14 protein-coding genes are annotated in these 16,299 nt (G+C 63.0%); 11 read left to right on the top strand and 3 right to left on the bottom strand.

The window, feature by feature from the left end; all coding sequences use genetic code 11:
- The first annotated feature begins 36 nt into the window (after positions 1–36).
- From KHO33_RS32685 to KHO33_RS32655, 7 genes are all read left to right on the top strand, one after another.
- Positions 37–774: a glutathione S-transferase gene (locus KHO33_RS32685; RefSeq protein WP_200566778.1), complete on the top strand. Its 738-nt coding sequence runs from the start codon at positions 37–39 to the stop codon at positions 772–774.
- A 112-nt stretch (positions 775–886) separates the two neighbouring features.
- Positions 887–2,620, top strand: a complete 1,734-nt coding sequence (locus tag KHO33_RS32680) for a ClcB-like voltage-gated chloride channel protein (RefSeq protein WP_200566835.1) — start codon at positions 887–889, stop codon at positions 2,618–2,620.
- 223 nt (positions 2,621–2,843) lie between these two features.
- Positions 2,844–4,181 (top strand): C45 family autoproteolytic acyltransferase/hydolase, encoded by a 1,338-nt coding sequence (locus KHO33_RS32675; RefSeq protein ID WP_200566777.1) that lies wholly within the window; start codon positions 2,844–2,846, stop codon positions 4,179–4,181.
- 337 nt (positions 4,182–4,518) lie between these two features.
- Entirely contained in the window at positions 4,519–4,773 is a 255-nt protein-coding gene (locus KHO33_RS32670; RefSeq protein ID WP_054039558.1) for a hypothetical protein, read from the top strand.
- Between the two features lie 22 nt (positions 4,774–4,795).
- A complete protein-coding gene (locus KHO33_RS32665; protein WP_054039557.1) occupies positions 4,796–5,026 on the top strand; it encodes a DUF2795 domain-containing protein in 231 nt (76 codons plus the stop codon).
- Entirely contained in the window at positions 5,023–5,895 is an 873-nt protein-coding gene (locus KHO33_RS32660) for an AraC family transcriptional regulator (protein WP_200566776.1), read from the top strand. The genes KHO33_RS32665 and KHO33_RS32660 overlap by 4 nt, the downstream gene beginning before the upstream one ends.
- 133 nt (positions 5,896–6,028) lie before the next feature.
- Positions 6,029–6,418 (top strand): cupin domain-containing protein, encoded by a 390-nt coding sequence (locus tag KHO33_RS32655; RefSeq protein WP_200566775.1) that lies wholly within the window; start codon positions 6,029–6,031, stop codon positions 6,416–6,418.
- A gap of 16 nt (positions 6,419–6,434) precedes the next feature.
- Here KHO33_RS32655 and KHO33_RS32650 read toward each other — a convergent pair whose 3' ends face one another.
- Positions 6,435–7,484: a LysR family transcriptional regulator gene (locus tag KHO33_RS32650; protein ID WP_200566774.1), complete on the bottom strand. Its 1,050-nt coding sequence runs from the start codon at positions 7,482–7,484 to the stop codon at positions 6,435–6,437.
- Positions 7,485–7,740: 256 nt separating this feature from the next.
- Between KHO33_RS32650 and KHO33_RS32645 the strand changes: the two genes are divergently transcribed.
- Complete coding sequence (locus tag KHO33_RS32645) at positions 7,741–7,953, top strand: hypothetical protein (RefSeq protein ID WP_200566773.1); 213 nt, start codon at positions 7,741–7,743, stop codon at positions 7,951–7,953.
- A 47-nt stretch (positions 7,954–8,000) separates the two neighbouring features.
- Here KHO33_RS32645 and KHO33_RS32640 read toward each other — a convergent pair whose 3' ends face one another.
- Positions 8,001–8,618 (bottom strand): TetR/AcrR family transcriptional regulator, encoded by a 618-nt coding sequence (locus tag KHO33_RS32640; RefSeq protein WP_211629251.1) that lies wholly within the window; start codon positions 8,616–8,618, stop codon positions 8,001–8,003.
- Between the two features lie 219 nt (positions 8,619–8,837).
- Between KHO33_RS32640 and KHO33_RS32635 the strand changes: the two genes are divergently transcribed.
- From KHO33_RS32635 to KHO33_RS32625, 3 genes are read left to right on the top strand one after another with little or no spacing between them, the layout of a single operon-like run.
- Positions 8,838–10,055 carry an efflux RND transporter periplasmic adaptor subunit gene (locus tag KHO33_RS32635; protein WP_200566772.1) on the top strand — a complete coding sequence of 406 codons (1,218 nt, stop codon included), beginning with the start codon at positions 8,838–8,840 and terminating at the stop codon, positions 10,053–10,055.
- Entirely contained in the window at positions 10,052–13,174 is a 3,123-nt protein-coding gene (locus KHO33_RS32630) for an efflux RND transporter permease subunit (RefSeq protein WP_200566771.1), read from the top strand. Before KHO33_RS32635 ends, KHO33_RS32630 begins: the two co-directional genes overlap by 4 nt.
- A 4-nt stretch (positions 13,175–13,178) precedes the next feature.
- On the top strand, positions 13,179–14,708 hold the full coding sequence (locus KHO33_RS32625) for an efflux transporter outer membrane subunit (RefSeq protein WP_200566770.1): 1,530 nt from the start codon (positions 13,179–13,181) through the stop codon (positions 14,706–14,708).
- Positions 14,709–15,301: 593 nt separating this feature from the next.
- Here KHO33_RS32625 and KHO33_RS32620 read toward each other — a convergent pair.
- Positions 15,302–16,180, bottom strand: coding sequence for a lipid A biosynthesis lauroyl acyltransferase (locus KHO33_RS32620; RefSeq protein ID WP_093645042.1), 879 nt, complete (start codon positions 16,178–16,180; stop codon positions 15,302–15,304).
- Positions 16,181–16,299 lie beyond the last annotated feature (119 nt).

Raw genomic sequence — 16,299 nt, 5'->3', positions numbered from 1 at the left:
CAAACCCGTTCATGCAAACGGAATGAGGACTGATCGATGAGCCTGGAACTTTACTATTGGGATGGCCTGCAAGGCCGCGGCGAATTCGTGCGGCTGGCCCTGGAAGAAGCCGGCGCAGACTACGTGGAAGTGGCGCGCGGCGAATCGTCCGATGGCCTCGGCACGAACGCGATGATGGCGATCATGAAAAGCAAGGACGAGCCCTATCCACCGTTCGCCCCGCCGTTTCTCAAGGACGGCGATCTGGTGATCGCGCAGACCGCCAACATCCTGTTCTACCTTGGCCCGAAGCTCAATCTCGCGCCGTCGGCCGAAAGCCTGCGCTATGTCGCCAACGGACTGCAACTGACGATCGCCGACATGGTGACCGAAGCGCACGACACGCATCATCCGCTCGCCAGCGCCTTGTACTACGAAGACCAGAAAGACGCCGCCAAAGTGCGCGCGCACGACTTCATCGACCACCGGATTCCGAAGTTCATGAAGTACTTCGAGCGCGTGCTGAAACAGAACCCGGCCGGCGACTCGTTCATGGTGGGCGACGCGCTCACTTACGTCGACCTGTCGATGTTCCAGCTGATCGACGGTCTGCTGTACGCGTTTCCGCGCGCGCTCAAGCGTTTTGGCGAACACTATCCGCGGCTCGCGGCCTTGCACGACGCAGTGATCGAGCGGCCGAACATCGCCGCTTATCTGCAGTCCGAGCGGCGCATCGCGCATAACGAAGCCTGCATCTTCCGGCACTACCCGGAACTCGACAAGGCGGCGACTTGATCCACGCCGCACTCCTTCGCGACCCTTCTGCATCGTGCCCGCTTCCGCCAGCGGGCGCGATGCTGTTACCGTACGCGCATTCCATCCACCCATCACGCCCTCTCCTGCCGACGTGCTTTCATTCCTGCTGAAGCTGCGCACCCGCGCCCAGACCCTGTTCCGTCTCTCCGACGCCCATACGATGCTGGTCTGGTCGGTGGTAGTCGGCGTCGCGGGCGCGTTCGCGACGATTGCCTTTCGCGAAGGCATCGCGTTGCTGCAACTGGCGGCGGTCGGCAAGTCCGGCAGTTTCGTCGAAATGGCGCGCAGCTTGCCGTGGACGGTGCGCGTGTGGCTGCCCGCCGCGGGCGGCCTGATCGCAGGCTTGTTTCTGTTGATCGCGCAACGTCACGTCGACAAGTGCAATCACATCGATTACATGGAAGCGGTCGCGATCGGCGACGGCGTGGTGCCGGTCAAGCTGAGCTTCTGGCGCAGCGTGTCCTCGCTGTTCACGATTTCGAGCGGTGGCTCGATCGGCCGCGAAGGTCCGATGGTGCAACTGGCGGCGCTGGCCGCGTCGTTGATCGGCCGCTGGGTGCATCTGGATCCGCCGCGTTTGCGCCTGCTCGTCGCCTGCGGCGCGGCAGCCGGCATTACCTCCGCGTACAGCGCGCCGATTGCCGGCGCGTTTTTTGTCACTGAAATCGTGCTCGGCTCGATCGTGATGGAGAGCTTCGGCCCCGTGGTCGTTTCAGCGGTGGTCGCCAACATCACGATGCGTGAGTTCACCGGCTACAAGCCGCCGTACGAAATGCCGGTTTTTCCGCCCGTGGCGGGTGCTGAAGTCCTGCTGTTCGTTGGGCTCGGGCTGCTGTGCGGTGCGGCCGCGCCGCAGTTTCTTCGGCTGATGGACTTCTCGAAAGCAAACTTTCGCAAACTGCCCGTGCCGTTGCCCATCCGGCTGGCGCTGGGTGGTCTGATCGTCGGCATTCTGTCGGTCTGGACGCCTGAGGTGTGGGGCAACGGCTACAGCGTGGTCAACTCCATTCTGCATTCGCCGTGGACGTGGAGCGCGCTCGTCCTCGTGCTGGTGTTCAAGATCGTCGCGACTTCGGCGACCGTGGGTTCAGGCGCGATTGGCGGGGTGTTCACACCGACGCTCTTCGTCGGCGCGGTGGTCGGCTCGCTGTTCGGTCTGGGCATGCACGCGTTGTGGCCGCACGGCACCTCGGCGCCGTTCGCTTATGCGATGGTCGGCATGGGCGCGTTTCTGGCGGGCGCCACGCAGGCGCCGCTGATGGCGATCCTGATGATCTTCGAAATGACGCTCAGCTATCAGGTGGTGCTGCCGCTGATGCTCTCGTGCGTGGTCGCGTATTTCGTGTCGCGCGCGATCGGCAAGACGTCGATGTACGAAATCACGCTGCGCCGCAATCAGGAGGAACAGGAACGCACCCGTCTGCGCGCGACGCAGATGCGCGAGCTGATCCGTCCCGCCGAAACCGTCGTACCGCCGAACGCGACCGTGCAGGACATGACGCGTGTGTTCCTCGAATATCCGGTGAAGTATCTGTACGTCGCCAACGAGTCCGGCGCGTTTCTCGGCGTGGTCGCGCTCAAGGACATCACCTCCGATCTGCTCGACAAGCGCGACACTTCCGCAAAAACCGCCGCGGATTATCTGCAGCCGCATTTCGATGTGCTCACACCGGATATGCCGCTCGGCGTTGCGTTGCAGCACTTCATGGCGTTCCAGGGGGAACGCTTGCCGGTGGTCGAAAGCACCGCGGATCCGAAGCTGGCGGGGGTGGTGTACAAGACTTCGCTGCTCGATGCGTACTTCCGCATGAATCCGACGCGCTGAGGCCGGGGGCCGGGCATTCGGACGCTGAGTCGCTGAATCGCTAAATCGCTGAGCCGTTCCGAACCCGCGCTGCATTGCGCGGCGCCCCACCAACGCCTTACTTCCGAGCCGTGCAAAGCGCGGCAGATTCTCTACAATGAGGAAACCGCTGCAGCGCTTGCGAGCAGCGTGCGTTACGCCAAGACGGGCGCACCGAGACGCCCGCCCTTCGATCGGAGCGAAGATGAGCGAACCGTCCCTCGATGCCGTCCGCCGTGATCAGGCCGGCTGGATTTTTCTGCATATCGAAGGCGAGCCGTACGATCGCGGCGAGCAGCACGGCCAGTTGCTCGCCACCGAAATCCAGAACGCGATCCGCACCGCCCGCTACCTCGCGAAATGGGATACCGGCGAAGACTTCGACACCTTCGTCGACGCCGCCGTGTCCCAGTTCGCCAACAAACTCGACACTGAATTCGCCGACGAAATCCAGGGCATCGCCGACGGCGCGAAGCTGCCGTTCGCCGAAGTGCTGGCCTGGAACGGCTACATGGATCTGCTGCAAAGCTGGTGGCCGAGTCACGCGGCGGCCCAGAAACCACAGCTCGGCATGAAACCGTGGCGCGGACGCCGCGGCCATCACTGCAGCGCATTCATCGCCACCGGCAACGCCACTCGCGACGGCCGCATCGTGATGGCGCACAACTCGTGGGACCGCTACGCCGCGGGCGACGCGTTCAACGTCGTGTTCGACATCGTGCCCGATCGCGGCAACCGCATCCTGATGCAGGGCCTGCCGGGCTGCATCTCCAGCCTCACCGATTTCTGGGTCACCGAAGCCGGCCTGATGGTGACCGAAACCACCATCTCCAACTTTGTCGGCTACAACGCGGCAGGTGCGCCGGAGTTCTATCGCTCGCGGCGCGCGTCGCAGTACGCCAACAACATCGGCGAATGGTGCGAGATGTTCGCGGTCGCCAACAACGGCGGCTATGCGAACAGCTGGCTGCTCGGCGACACCAAGACCGGCGAGATCGCGCGCTACGAACTCGGGCTGCACTATTCCGGTTTCGAGAGCACGAAAGACGGCTTCTATAGCGGTTACAACACCGCGACCGATCTGAAGATCCGCAACCAGGAATGCATCGGCGAGGGCGAAGACTATACGGACGTGCGCAAGAACGGCGCGCGCCGCTTGCGCTTCATGCAGCTCGAAGAAATGCATCACGGCAAGATCGACGTCGAACTCGCCAAAGAGATGATCGCCGACCATCACGACGTCTATCTCGACCGCAACGACAACCCGTGCTCACGCACCATCTGCGGGCATCTGGAACTGGACGACGCGCGCTTCGGCGGTTCCGATCAAGGACCGTTCAATCCGTGGGGCGCCAACGACGGCAAGGTGGTCGACAGCGAAATGGCGCGCAAGATGGCGTTCACTGCGCGCTGGGGGCACCCGTGCGGCCGGCCGTTCGACGCCCAGGCGTTCATGAAGCGCCACCCGCAGTGGAACTGGCTCAACGGCTATATGCGCGACCGGCCGTCGTGGCCGTGGACACGGTTCGACGTGCTGCGCTAGAAGATCGCTCCTGGCGGTTACTAAAACCGTTGTTGGCCCAGGCTGTTACCAGGCAGACTGAGGTTCGCCCGCGACTCGGGCATCAGCCGCTGCCGCACCGCAACATAAACGCAGCACGACCGTTCGCGACTGCGCTGCCTTTTTCCTGCCATCATGTGAAATCTACAATTCGGTTTTGTCTCATTTGCGCGCGTCGCAGCCGTTTGCCATCTAAGATGGTAGATGCACGCCGCCCGCCTGTATCAACGCCGCGTGTAGGTTGCACCGTCCTTACGACGCGGGGACGGCACAACGCTTGCTCAACTGTCAGCGCCGCATGAGCTTAGGAGGTCGGGCGATGAAAACCTCGACACTGTTGACCATGGTGACGCTGTCAGCCTCGTGTTTTGCCGCGCCGGTTCATACCGCGCCGGACAGCACAGCCGCCAATAGCCTTGCCGAACGCGCCAACGCCGCACCGGTCGCTCCCGCGGCACCGGACGTCGCTGCCACGGACGACAATCGTCCGCAACAATGGCAACACATCGCGCTGCCCAAATCGCGGCATCTGGAGCGGAGCTTCACGGGCCAGAACGAGCACCTGCAGACCTGAAAACAGCACCTTTGGAGCGCGCATGACCGCATCGGATATTCCCGGCGAATCGATTGATCTGCAGATCGCCGACGTTCTGCGCGAAGTCCGTTTCCCGACCTACAAGGACGCGCTAGTCGACGCCGCGCGCGAAGCCGGCGCGAGCAACGAAGTCGTGTCGATGCTCGACGGTCTGCCGGAGCAGGACTATGCCGACGTGGCGTCGGTTACGCGCCTCGTCGGCGGCAACTACGGGCCGGGTCTGGGGGCATGAGCGGAAAGCAGGTCTTGACGCTGGGTTCGCTTTCATCCGTTCCGAAGCCCGCTGCCGACTGGATCCATCGCTCGCCGCATTCGGGCGGCACGAGCGGCATCGAGCGAATCGAAGCCTTCTTTCATCATGCCGGCTATGCGATGCACCGGCACGATACTTATGCAATCGGCCGCACGCTGGCAGGCGTGCAGAGCTTCCGCTATCGCGGCAGTACGCGTAACAGCTTGCCGGGCGGCACGATGGTGCTGCATCCCGATGAACCGCACGACGGCCAGGCCGGCACCCGCGACGGCTTTCACTACCGCATGATCTATGTCGACCCGGCGCTGTTCCAGCAGGCGCTCGGCGGCAAGCCGCTGCCGTTCATTGAAGGCGGACTCTCGAGCGACCCGCGTCTGTTTGAGGCGACCGAGAGCCTGCTGCGCACGATGGATTGCGCGATCGATTCGCTCGAACAGGACGACGCGCTCTACGAACTGGCCATCGCACTCGACGCCGTGGCAGGAGGTGCGGCGACGCGCCGTCCGGTGGATTACCTCGCGGCCGAGCGGGCGCGCGAGTATATGCTTGGTTCGCTCGATAGCGCGGTGACACTCGACGAACTGGCAGCGGCCGCCGGTCGCGACCGCTGGAGTTTGTCGCGGGATTTTCGGGCGCTGTTCGGCACGAGTCCGCATCGCTATCTGACCATGCGCCGGCTCGATCTCGTGCGCCGACTCGCGATCCAGGGCGTGTCGCTCGCCGACGCGTCGGCGGCGGCCGGCTTTACCGATCAGAGCCATATGACGCGGCACTTCAAGCGCGCATGGGGCGTTGCGCCGGCGCATTGGCTCAAGATGCTGGGGCCTTCGACGCGCGGCGCGCGCTAAGCGGCAACTCGACGGCTATCCCACCGCTCATCGTCCATCGTCCGGCGCCCGCGCGCACAAACGTACAAGACCCGACAGCGCCTCCCGGCCTACGCTCCTGCCTGACACCTACCCCTCAGGAGAGAGCACCGCGATGTCCACCCATCAAACGATTCAACAGCATTACCGCGCCGTCAATTTCGCCGAGAAGCTGCAGCTCTTCAGCGACCAGTGGCAAGCGCGCGTGATCGCCGAAATGAACGACTACCAGTTCAAGCTGGTACGTATCGAAGGCGACTTCATCTGGCACGAACATGCCGACACGGACGAAACGTTTATCGTGCTCGACGGACAGTTGCGCATCGACATGCGCGACGGTTCCGTGCTGATCTCGGCAGGCGAAATGTTCGTGGTGCCCAAAGGCACCCAGCACAAACCGTATGCCGAACGCGAGGTCAAGCTGCTGCTGATCGAACCGCGCGGCGTGAAGAACACCGGCGAAGAGAGCAACGAACGCACCGCCGCGAACGACGTGTGGATCTAGCCTTACCGCACACGCGTCAAAGCGACGACGACGCTACGATCCGCGCGCGTGAAACCGGGAGCGTCGGCCGTGTCGCCTCGCCCGGCAAGGCAGACACCGGCAGATCGTCGGCATAAGCCGGCGAACCGGCCACGGCACGCCGCGACATCCTGGCCCGCGGATCGCGCGCGTGCTCTTCGGTGCGCTGGAAATGTGCGACGAGATGATCGATAAAGGTGCGCACTTTCGCCGGCAAATGCAGGCGGCTTGGATACGCAATCGTGATTTCGATTTGCGGCAGACGGTAGTCGCCGAGCAACGGCACAAGCCGCCCGGACGCCAGATCGCGGCCGATCAGATAGCTCGGCAAAATCGCCACGCCCATGCCCAGCAAAGCGAACTGCCTCAGCATCTCGGTGTTGTTCGCCGCAATCGCGTTGGTAGGTCTCACGCGGACTTCACCCTGCGGTCCGGTAAACACCTTTTCGTCGCCGCCCTGCTCCGCGGGCCGGCTCAGACACGGATGCTTCAACAGATCCTCCGGACGGGTCGGCGTACCGTGCTGCTGCAGATAGGCGGGCGTCGCGCAAACCGTCATATAGCCGGTGGTCAATCGCCGCGTGACGATGCTCGCGCTGCGCATGTGCCGCGCGACCATAATGCCGACGTCGAACCCCTCTTCCACCAGATCGACGTGGCGATCCGCCAGCGTGACGTCAGGCATGACTTCCGGATAACGCTCGGCGTAAGACTGCACCACCGGCGCGAGGCTATGCAGCCCGAACACCACCGGCGCAACGATGCGCAGCGTGCCGACCGGTTCGTGATTGCGCGCCACCACCATCTGCTCGACGCCTTCCAGGTCGTCGAGAATGTGGCGCACGCGTTCCAGATAAGTGGTGCCGGATTCGGTCAGTGAAAGACGCCGCGTCGTGCGATTGAGCAGCCGGGTACCAAGACGCGCTTCCAGATCCGCGACGTGGCGCGTGACGACGGCAGTGGAAAGATCCAGCGCGCCGGCCGCGCGGACGAAACTGCCAAGGTCGGCAACCTTGACGAATACGCGCATCGACTGCAATTGATTCATGGGACGACTCCTGCCTCGGTAAAGCCGGGCCGGCGCAACGCTGCCGCCTGTGTCGACCCGCGCGACAAGGCGCGCGCGGATTTGCCCAACGATTCGATTGTATCGACCCGATCATGTCCCAACCCTGACCTGAACATGACATTCCGGTCAGGTTCCTGAGGCGCTCGCGACACTATTGCGAGGCTTATTGCGGATATTTGATAGGTATAAACCCTTAGATGCTGGTAACATAGCGGCCGAAAGGAAATCAATCGCTATGCCACATCGTTTTCAGCTTTTCGAAAAAATCGCGTTTTCACTGGTTTGCTGGTCCGCCGCGGCCTGTTCGGCCTTCATCGCTTACGAGCGGTGCCCGGAACTCAAGGTTGTCGTGCACGTCGGTGAAGAAGTCCTGCGCTACAGCGGGCAGTATTCGTTCGTCTGCGCCACGCCGGTGGCGGACGCCTGCGCGCAATTGCCGGCGAGCTGATCCGCCGGCATTCGTCGTATTGCGCGGGCATCACGCCCGCATTCGTATTACGGATCGCGCCCGAACACCACGCGCGCGAAAAATCCCGCCAGCACCGTTTCAGCCATCTCCGACGACACGTTCTGCGGGTCGACCGTGTAGAAGAACTGCACGCCGTCGCACAAGCCCATCAAACCCATCGCCAACGTCTCCGCCGGTAGCGGCAACGGCGTGCCGACTCGCGTCGAAAACTCGCGGATGTACGCGCTCAACTGTTCAAGCTTTTCGTGCAGGAACGCGTTAAAGGGTATCCGGAAGCGGCCGTCACGCACGGCAAGCAGCTTCGCCTCAACCCACAGCAGAAAGCACTTGTTCTCGCGATGCAAGTTGCTGTAGTAGCGCAGCACGCGCTCTTCCATCTCCTCGCGCGTGGCCGCGTTTTCGAAGATGGTCTGCAAGCCCGCTTGCATGGCCTCGTGGTCGCGCCGCAGTAACTCAAGAAACAACTCGTTCTTGCTGCGGAAGTTCGAATAGAACGCGCCGCGTGTATAACCCGCCGCCCCGGCGATGTCTTCGACACTCGCCGCGACAAAGCCTTTCTTCATAAAAATCGCTTGCGCAGCGTCGAGCAGACGCAGGCGCGTCTGGTCTTTGCTTTGCTCGCGTGTAAGTCGTTGCCGTTTCATGGGCGCAAGTCTAGCACCGAAAAGAATTCCAATTCACATCAACATTCAAATACAGGTGTGTATTAGAATGCGACCAATCATTCGAAGTCAGACGCGTATGCCGATTGCATGTTTCGACCCTCGTGTCTTCGCTGGCGAGCCGCTGCCGCTTGCCGTGTTCGTTCGCTGTCTCCAGTTGGGGTAATTGTGAAGCGTCCCGGTCCTCCCGCATCGTCTGCGATGCGCCAGCAATCTCATCGGAATGCCCGTTCCGCGCGCTTGCGCCGCGCAGCATTTGCCCTCGCGCTCGCCGGTATGGTCACGCTCGCCGCGTGCTCGAAGAAGGAAGCGGCTGCACCCGCGCCGCGTCCGGTAGTCGCCGTCGCCGTGCATGCGGATGGCAGCGCGGCGGCCGCGGCATCGTTGCCAGGTGAAGTGCAGGCGCGCTATTCCACCCCGCTGTCGTTTCGCGTCGGCGGCAAAATCATCGAGCGGCGCGTACGCTTGGGCGACGTGGTGAAGAACGGGCAGATCGTCGCCCGGCTCGATCCGGCGGATGCGCAAAAGAACGCCGCCAGCGCGCAGGCTCAACTCGAAGCCGCGCAACACAGTCTCGTGTATGCGAAGCAGCAACTCGATCGCGACCAGGCACAGGCGAAAGAAAACCTGATCGCGCCCGCTCAGCTCGAACAGACCACTAACGCGTACGCGTCAGCCGCCGCGCAGCGCGACCAGGCCGCGCAGCAGGCGGCGCTGTCGAAAGACCAGTTGCAGTACACCACGCTCAGTGCCGATCACGCCGGCGTGATCACCGCCGAACAGGCCGACACCGGCCAGAATGTGTCCGCGGGGCAAGCCGTCTATAACCTCGCATGGAGTGGCGATATCGACGTCGTCTGCGACGTGCCGGAAAGCGCGCTTGCCGCGCTCTCGATCGGGCAGACCGCGCGGGTCACGCTGGCCGCGCTGCCGGGCCGCAGCTTCAAGGCGCGCGTGCGCGAACTCTCGCCCGCCGCCGATCCGCAAAGCCGTACTTACCGCGCCAAGCTCACGCTCGACAATCCCGGCCCGGACGTACGTCTCGGCATGACCGCCGACATCGCGCTCGCCGCACCGTCGCCCTCGGACTCATCGGCCAACTCATCGGCAAACGCATCGGCCAACGTAGCTGCCAACGTAACTGCCAACACCTCGGCGAGCCAGAGCGGTTCCTTCACCGTGCCCGCCACCGCCCTGTTTCACGACGGCACGCAGCCGGCCGTGTGGGTCGTGCGTGCCGCGGACAACGCGCTGGAACTGCGCCGCGTGACGGTCACGCGCTATAACGAGCGCACGATTGTGATCGGCCAGGGGCTCAAGGACGGTGAGCGCGTCGTACTGCAAGGCGTGCATACCGTGAGCGCCGGCGAAAAAGTCCACGTGATCCCGCCGCTGCATCCCGAGGACTTCGCTTCATGAGCACCACGCATGAAGAAGGACGCTTCAACCTGTCCGCATGGGCGCTGCGCCATCAGGCGCTGGTCGTTTTCCTGATCGCGCTCGCTACCGCATTCGGTGTTCTCGCCTATACCCGGCTCGCGCAATCCGAAGATCCACCCTTCACGTTTCGCGTGATGGTGATTCGCACCTTCTGGCCCGGCGCGACCGCGCGCCAGGTGCAGGAACAGGTCACCGACCGCATCGGCCGGAAATTGCAGGAAACGCCCGCCATCGATTTCGTGCGCAGCTACTCGCGCCCTGGCGAATCGCTGATGTTCTTCTCAATGAAAGACTCGGCGCCGGTCAAGGACGTGCCCGAGACCTGGTATCAGGTGCGCAAGAAAGTCGGCGATATCGCCACGACCTTGCCGCAAGGCATTCAGGGCCCGTTCTTCAACGACGAATTCGGCGACGTCTACACCAACATCTGGACGCTCGAAGGCGACGGCTTTTCCGCCGCGCAACTGCACGATTACGCGGACCAGTTGCGCACGGTGCTGCTGCGTGTGCCGGGCGTCGGCAAGGTCGATTATTTCGGCGATCCGGACCAGCATATCTACATCGAGATCGCCAACACGCAACTCACACGCCTCGGCATCTCGCCGCAACAACTCGGCCAGGCGATTAATTCGCAGAACAGCGTCTCGCCGGCAGGCACGCTGACCACCACCGACGACCGCGTGTTCGTGCGCCCCACCGGCCAGTTCAAGGACATCAATGCGCTCGCCGACACGCTGATCCGCATCAACAACCGCTCGTTCCGTCTCGGCGATATCGCGACCATCAAGCGCGGCTACGACGACCCGGTCGCCACGCAGATGCGCGCCGGCGGCAAGGAGGTGCTCGGCATCGGCGTCACGATGCAGCCGGGCGGCGATGTGATTCGTCTGGGCAAGGCGCTCGATCAGCAGATGGTCACGCTGCGGGCCTCCTTGCCCGCCGGTTTGCATCTGGTCGAAGTGTCGAGCATGCCGAACGCAGTCGCACGTTCTGTCGACGATTTTCTCGAAGCCGTCGCCGAGGCGATCGCGATCGTGCTGGTGGTCAGCCTGCTGTCGCTCGGCGTGCGCACCGGCATGGTGGTCGTGATCTCGATACCTGTCGTGCTCGCGGTCACGGCGCTGTGCATGTATCTGTTCGACATCGGACTGCATAAGGTGTCGCTGGGCACGCTGGTGCTCGCTTTGGGGCTATTGGTCGACGACGCGATCATCGCCGTCGAAATGATGTCGGTGAAGCTGGAGCAAGGCTGGACCCGCACGCGCGCTGCGGCCTATGCGTACACCAGTACCGCTTTCCCGATGCTGACCGGGACGCTCGTGACCGTCTCCGGCTTCCTGCCGATTGCGCTCGCCAAGTCCAGTACCGGCGAATACACGCGCTCGATTTTCGAAGTGTCGGCGATCGCGCTGATCGCGTCGTGGCTCGCGGCGGTGGTGCTGATTCCACTGCTCGGCTATCACATGCTGCCCGAGCGCAAACGGCAGGCACACGAAGCAGAAGACCACGAACACGACATCTACGACACGCGGTTTTACAAGCGCCTGCGTGGCTGGATCAGCTGGTGCATTGAACGGCGTTTCGTCGTGTTGGCGATCACTGTCGTGCTGTTCATTCTGGCCATGGCGGGCTTCACGCTGGTACCGCAGCAGTTCTTCCCGAGCTCCGACCGTCCTGAGTTGCTGGTGGATGTGCGTTTGCCCGAAGGTGCGTCGTTCGAAGCGACGTTACGGCAAGCAGAGCGGCTGGAGAAAGTACTGGTGGGCCGTCCGGAAATCGATCATACGGTGAACTTTGTCGGCACCGGTGCGCCGCGTTTCTATCTGCCGCTCGATCAGCAACTGCCGCAACCGAATTTCGCGCAGTTCGTGATCACGGCGAAATCCGTGAAAGATCGCGAGAAGCTCGCGCAATGGCTCGAACCGGAATTGCGCAACAACTTTCCGGCGATCCGCACGCGCCTGTCGCGCCTCGAGAATGGTCCGCCGGTCGGCTACCCTGTGCAGTTCCGCGTGAGCGGCGACGATATCGCCACCGTGCGCTCGATCGCGGAGCGCGTCGCCGCGACCATGCGCGCCGACGCAGGCACCCGCAACGTCCAGTTCGACTGGGACGAACCCGCCGAGCGCTCGGTACGCTTCGAAGTCGATCAGAAGAAGGCTCGCGAACTCGGCGTGACTTCCGAAGACATCTCGAGCTTCCTCGCGATGACGCTGTCCGGCTATACCGTCACGCAGTATCGTGAGCGCGACAAGCTGATTAGCGTCGATCTGCGCGCGCCCAAAGCGGAACGCGTCGACCCCGCGAAACTCGTCACGCTGGCGATGCCGACGCCGAACGGCCCGGTGCCGCTCGGCACGCTCGGTCATCTGCGCAACGACCTCGAATACGGTGTGATCTGGGAACGCGACCGGCAACCTACCATCACCGTGCAGTCCGATGTGGCGCCCGGCGCGCAAGGGATCGACGTCACGCATGCCGTCGACAAAGCCCTCGGCCAGATTCGCAGCACGCTGCCGGTCGGCTACCGGATCGAGATCGGCGGCTCGGTCGAGGAAAGCGGCAAGGGGCAGACGTCGATCAACGCCCAGATGCCGATCATGATCATCGCCGTGCTAGTGCTCCTGATGGTCCAGTTGCAGAGTTTCGCGCGCGTGCTGATGGTGGTGCTGACCGCGCCGCTCGGCTTGATTGGCGTGGTGTTGACGCTGTTGTTGTTCGGCCAGCCGTTCGGCTTCGTCGCGATGCTGGGGGTGATCGCCATGTTCGGCATCATCATGCGTAACTCGGTGATTCTGGTCGATCAGATCGAGCAGGACATTGCCGCGGGCCATAAGCGCTTCGACGCGATCGTCGGCGCGACGGTGCGGCGCTTCCGACCGATCACGCTGACCGCGGCCGCCGCCGTCCTCGCGCTGATTCCGCTGTTGCGCTCGAACTTCTTCGGCCCGATGGCGACCGCGCTGATGGGTGGCATTACGAGCGCGACCATCCTCACGCTGTTCTATCTGCCGGCCCTGTACGCCATGTCGTTCAGAGTACGCACCGACGAGCGCGAGCCGCCGGCGCCATCCGCCACGACGCATTCGGGGAACTGAGATCATGGCTATCCTTGCATTCCCACGACACACGCGCCTCACGCTTCTCGCCGGCGCTACGCTGACGCTGGCCGCCTGCTCGTTCGGCCCGAACGGCGAGCCGCCCGCCATGCCGCAACCGGCGCACTACGGCGCCGAAGCGCAACCGACGCAAACCGTGCCCGCACAAGGCGTCACCCAGCAATTCGTGGTCGGCGCGAAGCCCGTGCCCGAATGGTGGAAGCTGTATCAATCGGCGGCGCTGAACTCCCTGGTCGACGAAGGCTTGCGCAACAGCCCAACGCTTGCCGCGACAGACAAGAGCCTGGCTGCCGCACGAGAACAACTGCGCGCGCAGATCGGCAGCTCGATGCTGCCGACCGTCGACCTGGGCGGCCAGGCCACCCGCAACCGCGCGCTGGCGATCCCCGAGGCCGGACCGAACACGTTCCTGTACAACATCTTCGTCGGTCAATTGCAGGCGCACTACACGTTCGACCTGTTCGGCGCCGCGCGTCTCGCCGACGCCGCCCTTGCCGCTCGCGTGAACGTGCAGGCCTATCAGTTCGACGCCGCGCGCCGCGCGCTGGCCGCCAGCATCGTGACGGCCGCGATCACGAGCGCCGCATTGCGCGCGCAGATCGACACAACTGCGCGACTCGTGACGCTTGCCAACGATCAGGCGCGCGACACGCAACGGCGCTACGTATTGGGCGCGGTCTCGCATGCCGACCAGTTGAGCGCACAACAAAGCGCGGCGAGTCTGTCAGCGAGCTTGCCAGGCTTGAAACAGCAATGGCTGACGACGCGTCATGCCTTGGCCGTCCTGCTCGGCCGCACACCGGACGCCGCCCCGGACGACCTCGAGCTTGCGCAACTGCATGTGCCTGAACAGGTGCCCGTCGTGGTGCCCTCCGAGCTGCTGCGCACGCGGCCCGACATCCAGGCCGCGGACGCCGCCCTGAAGGCCGCGGCGGCCGACGTCGGCGTGGCGACGGCGCAGATGTTCCCGAGTCTCTCGCTGAGTGCCTCGATGGGACAAGGCGGCTTTAGCTGGCCGGTGGCGCTATCCGGCGCGGGGGCGATCTGGAGCATTGGCGCCTCCTTGTCACAACCGCTGTTTCACGGCGGCGCCCTGTTCGCACAGCGCCGCGCGGCGGTCGACACGTATGACGCTACGGTTTCGCAATACAAGCAGACCGTACTGACCGCATTCCAGAACGTCGCCGACACGCTCGCAGCACTCCAGCACGACGCACAAGCGCTCGACGCCGCGAACATTGCAGCGCGCTCGGCGCAAGGAATTTTCGACGAAACGTCGGGACGCTACCGACTGGGCGCGTTGCCGATCGCATCGACGCGCTCGAGCGAGCAACAGTTCCGCAACGCGCAGCTCGACGAGATCCGCTACACCAGCGCACGGCTAACCGACACGGCGGCCCTGTTCCAGGCGATGGGGAATCCGCCATTGGAGCCGGGGCGGTCTGCGTCTGCTTCCGCGGCGGCTTCGGCGGTGCCGGGAGTTTCCACGGCCAACGTGGGCGCATCGAACTAAACCTGGGATTCCGTAGTTATGGCTGGGGACTTATCCCCAGTTTATGTTGACAGGGCTGTTGATAACTACGGGGCTACGCGCTTAAGTGCTTGATGCAGATCGGTTTGTTGCGTGGGGTGCAGGCTGATGCAGAGGGTGATCGACTACGCACCGCGCGCTGGCGGCCGTATTACAGAGAGACGCCTTATCCACAGATTTTGTTGAAAGGCATGTTGATAACACCTGGACATCCGGCGTAAGTGCTTGAGCACGCAACGAAATCAGACGTAGAACTTTGGGGCGCCGCCCAAACAGCGAGTGGTTTTAGGAATTACTCTTCGGCGCGCGCAGCGCCGCTGGAAGAATGACTCCCTTGTCACTAGCGCATGCAGGTGCACGAACTCAGATTCCAGATGCACCACTACCCGTAGCAGACCACGGTGCCCACTTAGCATTCGCGGTTTGAGCCGCTTTCTCTTGCTTACTTCTCTTTGCGGCGGCAAAGAGAAGTAAGTGCCGCCCCGCACAGGGGCAACACTAATAGACCACTAACAAATCAAGGAAAGGCCAAAGCCCCAAGAACACGGCCAACAAGCGCCGCGAAGGCAAAAAAATCAATAAACCCCAGCCTCCCCAGCAGGCCGATGCTTAAACCTCTTATGCACCCAATAATACTGATCAGGAATCCGACGCACCTGCGTCTCAAGAAACTCGGTAATCCGCCGAGCATCAACAGCAACATCCTCCGAAGGAAAATCCTTTAACGCTTCGAAGATAGTCAACTTATAGCCCCGATAATCGGGCAAGACTTCAGTCACAAACGGCACAACCCGAGCATTCCCAGCCTTAGCCATCCGCGAAACGGAAGTAAGCGTACACGCAGGCACACCAAAAAACGGCACAAACACCGAATCCCGTAGCCCAAAATCCATATCAGCAGCCAGCATGACAGGCTTGCCGTCCCGCAGCACCCGCAAAGCCCGTCGCACACTATCGCTACGCGGAATCATCTCCGTACCAAAGCGCCCACGTTGCCGCTTGGCCATCGCATCAAGCAACAAATTCGACATCGGCGTATACAAAGACGCAACCGGATGCCGCGTCGAATACATCATGCAACCCGCCTCGATACCGACAAAATGGAACCCGACAAAAATCGTCGGCTGCCCCTCCATGTCCGTCAGATCGATCGCGCTCTCCACCTCAACAAGGCGCGCCAACGCCTGCGCATTACCGAACCACTGAGGCCCGCGCTCAACATAACTGCGGATCACATGACAGAAATGCGCACGCGCGAGACGCTCACGCGCGTCGTCGCTCATGTCGGGAAAGCACAGTTTCAGATTGGTATGCACGACGCGCCGGCGCGCGCTGGGAATCCGGTACAGCAACGCACCGATGCCGGTGCCGATGCGCGCGACAACGCCATATGGCAGGAAGGCAAACGCGCGCAGCAGACCTGTCATCAGACAGATGAGTATTCGACTTTTCACGAGGCAACGACCCGGTGGATGCTGTGTAACAAACACGCCGGCCGCGGCAACCTGACAGTTGCTCACGGACGAAGTGGCATGCGCGCGCGTCAAACGGGTCTTGCGCGGCGGGACTTTCG

Source organism: Paraburkholderia nemoris, assembly GCF_905221015.1.
GTDB classification, from domain to species: domain Bacteria; phylum Pseudomonadota; class Gammaproteobacteria; order Burkholderiales; family Burkholderiaceae; genus Paraburkholderia; species Paraburkholderia nemoris.
Note: the sequence above shows the minus strand (reverse complement) of the source record. Positions and strands in the feature narration are given on the sequence as shown.

Bases quoted from the DNA above. Each gene is read 5' to 3' on its own strand.
- KHO33_RS32665 (WP_054039557.1), top strand. From the start codon at position 4,796: ATGACCGCATCGGATATTCCCGGCGAATCGATTGATCTGCAGATCGCC.
- KHO33_RS32655 (WP_200566775.1), top strand. From the start codon at position 6,029: ATGTCCACCCATCAAACGATTCAACAGCATTACCGCGCCGTCAATTTC.
- KHO33_RS32675 (WP_200566777.1), top strand. From the start codon at position 2,844: ATGAGCGAACCGTCCCTCGATGCCGTCCGCCGTGATCAGGCCGGCTGG.
- KHO33_RS32625 (WP_200566770.1), top strand. From the start codon at position 13,179: ATGGCTATCCTTGCATTCCCACGACACACGCGCCTCACGCTTCTCGCC.
- KHO33_RS32630 (WP_200566771.1), top strand. From the start codon at position 10,052: ATGAGCACCACGCATGAAGAAGGACGCTTCAACCTGTCCGCATGGGCG.
- KHO33_RS32635 (WP_200566772.1), top strand. From the start codon at position 8,838: ATGCGCCAGCAATCTCATCGGAATGCCCGTTCCGCGCGCTTGCGCCGC.
- KHO33_RS32660 (WP_200566776.1), top strand. From the start codon at position 5,023: ATGAGCGGAAAGCAGGTCTTGACGCTGGGTTCGCTTTCATCCGTTCCG.
- KHO33_RS32670 (WP_054039558.1), top strand. From the start codon at position 4,519: ATGAAAACCTCGACACTGTTGACCATGGTGACGCTGTCAGCCTCGTGT.
- KHO33_RS32640 (WP_211629251.1), bottom strand. From the start codon at position 8,618: ATGAAACGGCAACGACTTACACGCGAGCAAAGCAAAGACCAGACGCGC.
- KHO33_RS32685 (WP_200566778.1), top strand. From the start codon at position 37: ATGAGCCTGGAACTTTACTATTGGGATGGCCTGCAAGGCCGCGGCGAA.
- KHO33_RS32645 (WP_200566773.1), top strand. From the start codon at position 7,741: ATGCCACATCGTTTTCAGCTTTTCGAAAAAATCGCGTTTTCACTGGTT.
- KHO33_RS32650 (WP_200566774.1), bottom strand. From the start codon at position 7,484: ATGAATCAATTGCAGTCGATGCGCGTATTCGTCAAGGTTGCCGACCTT.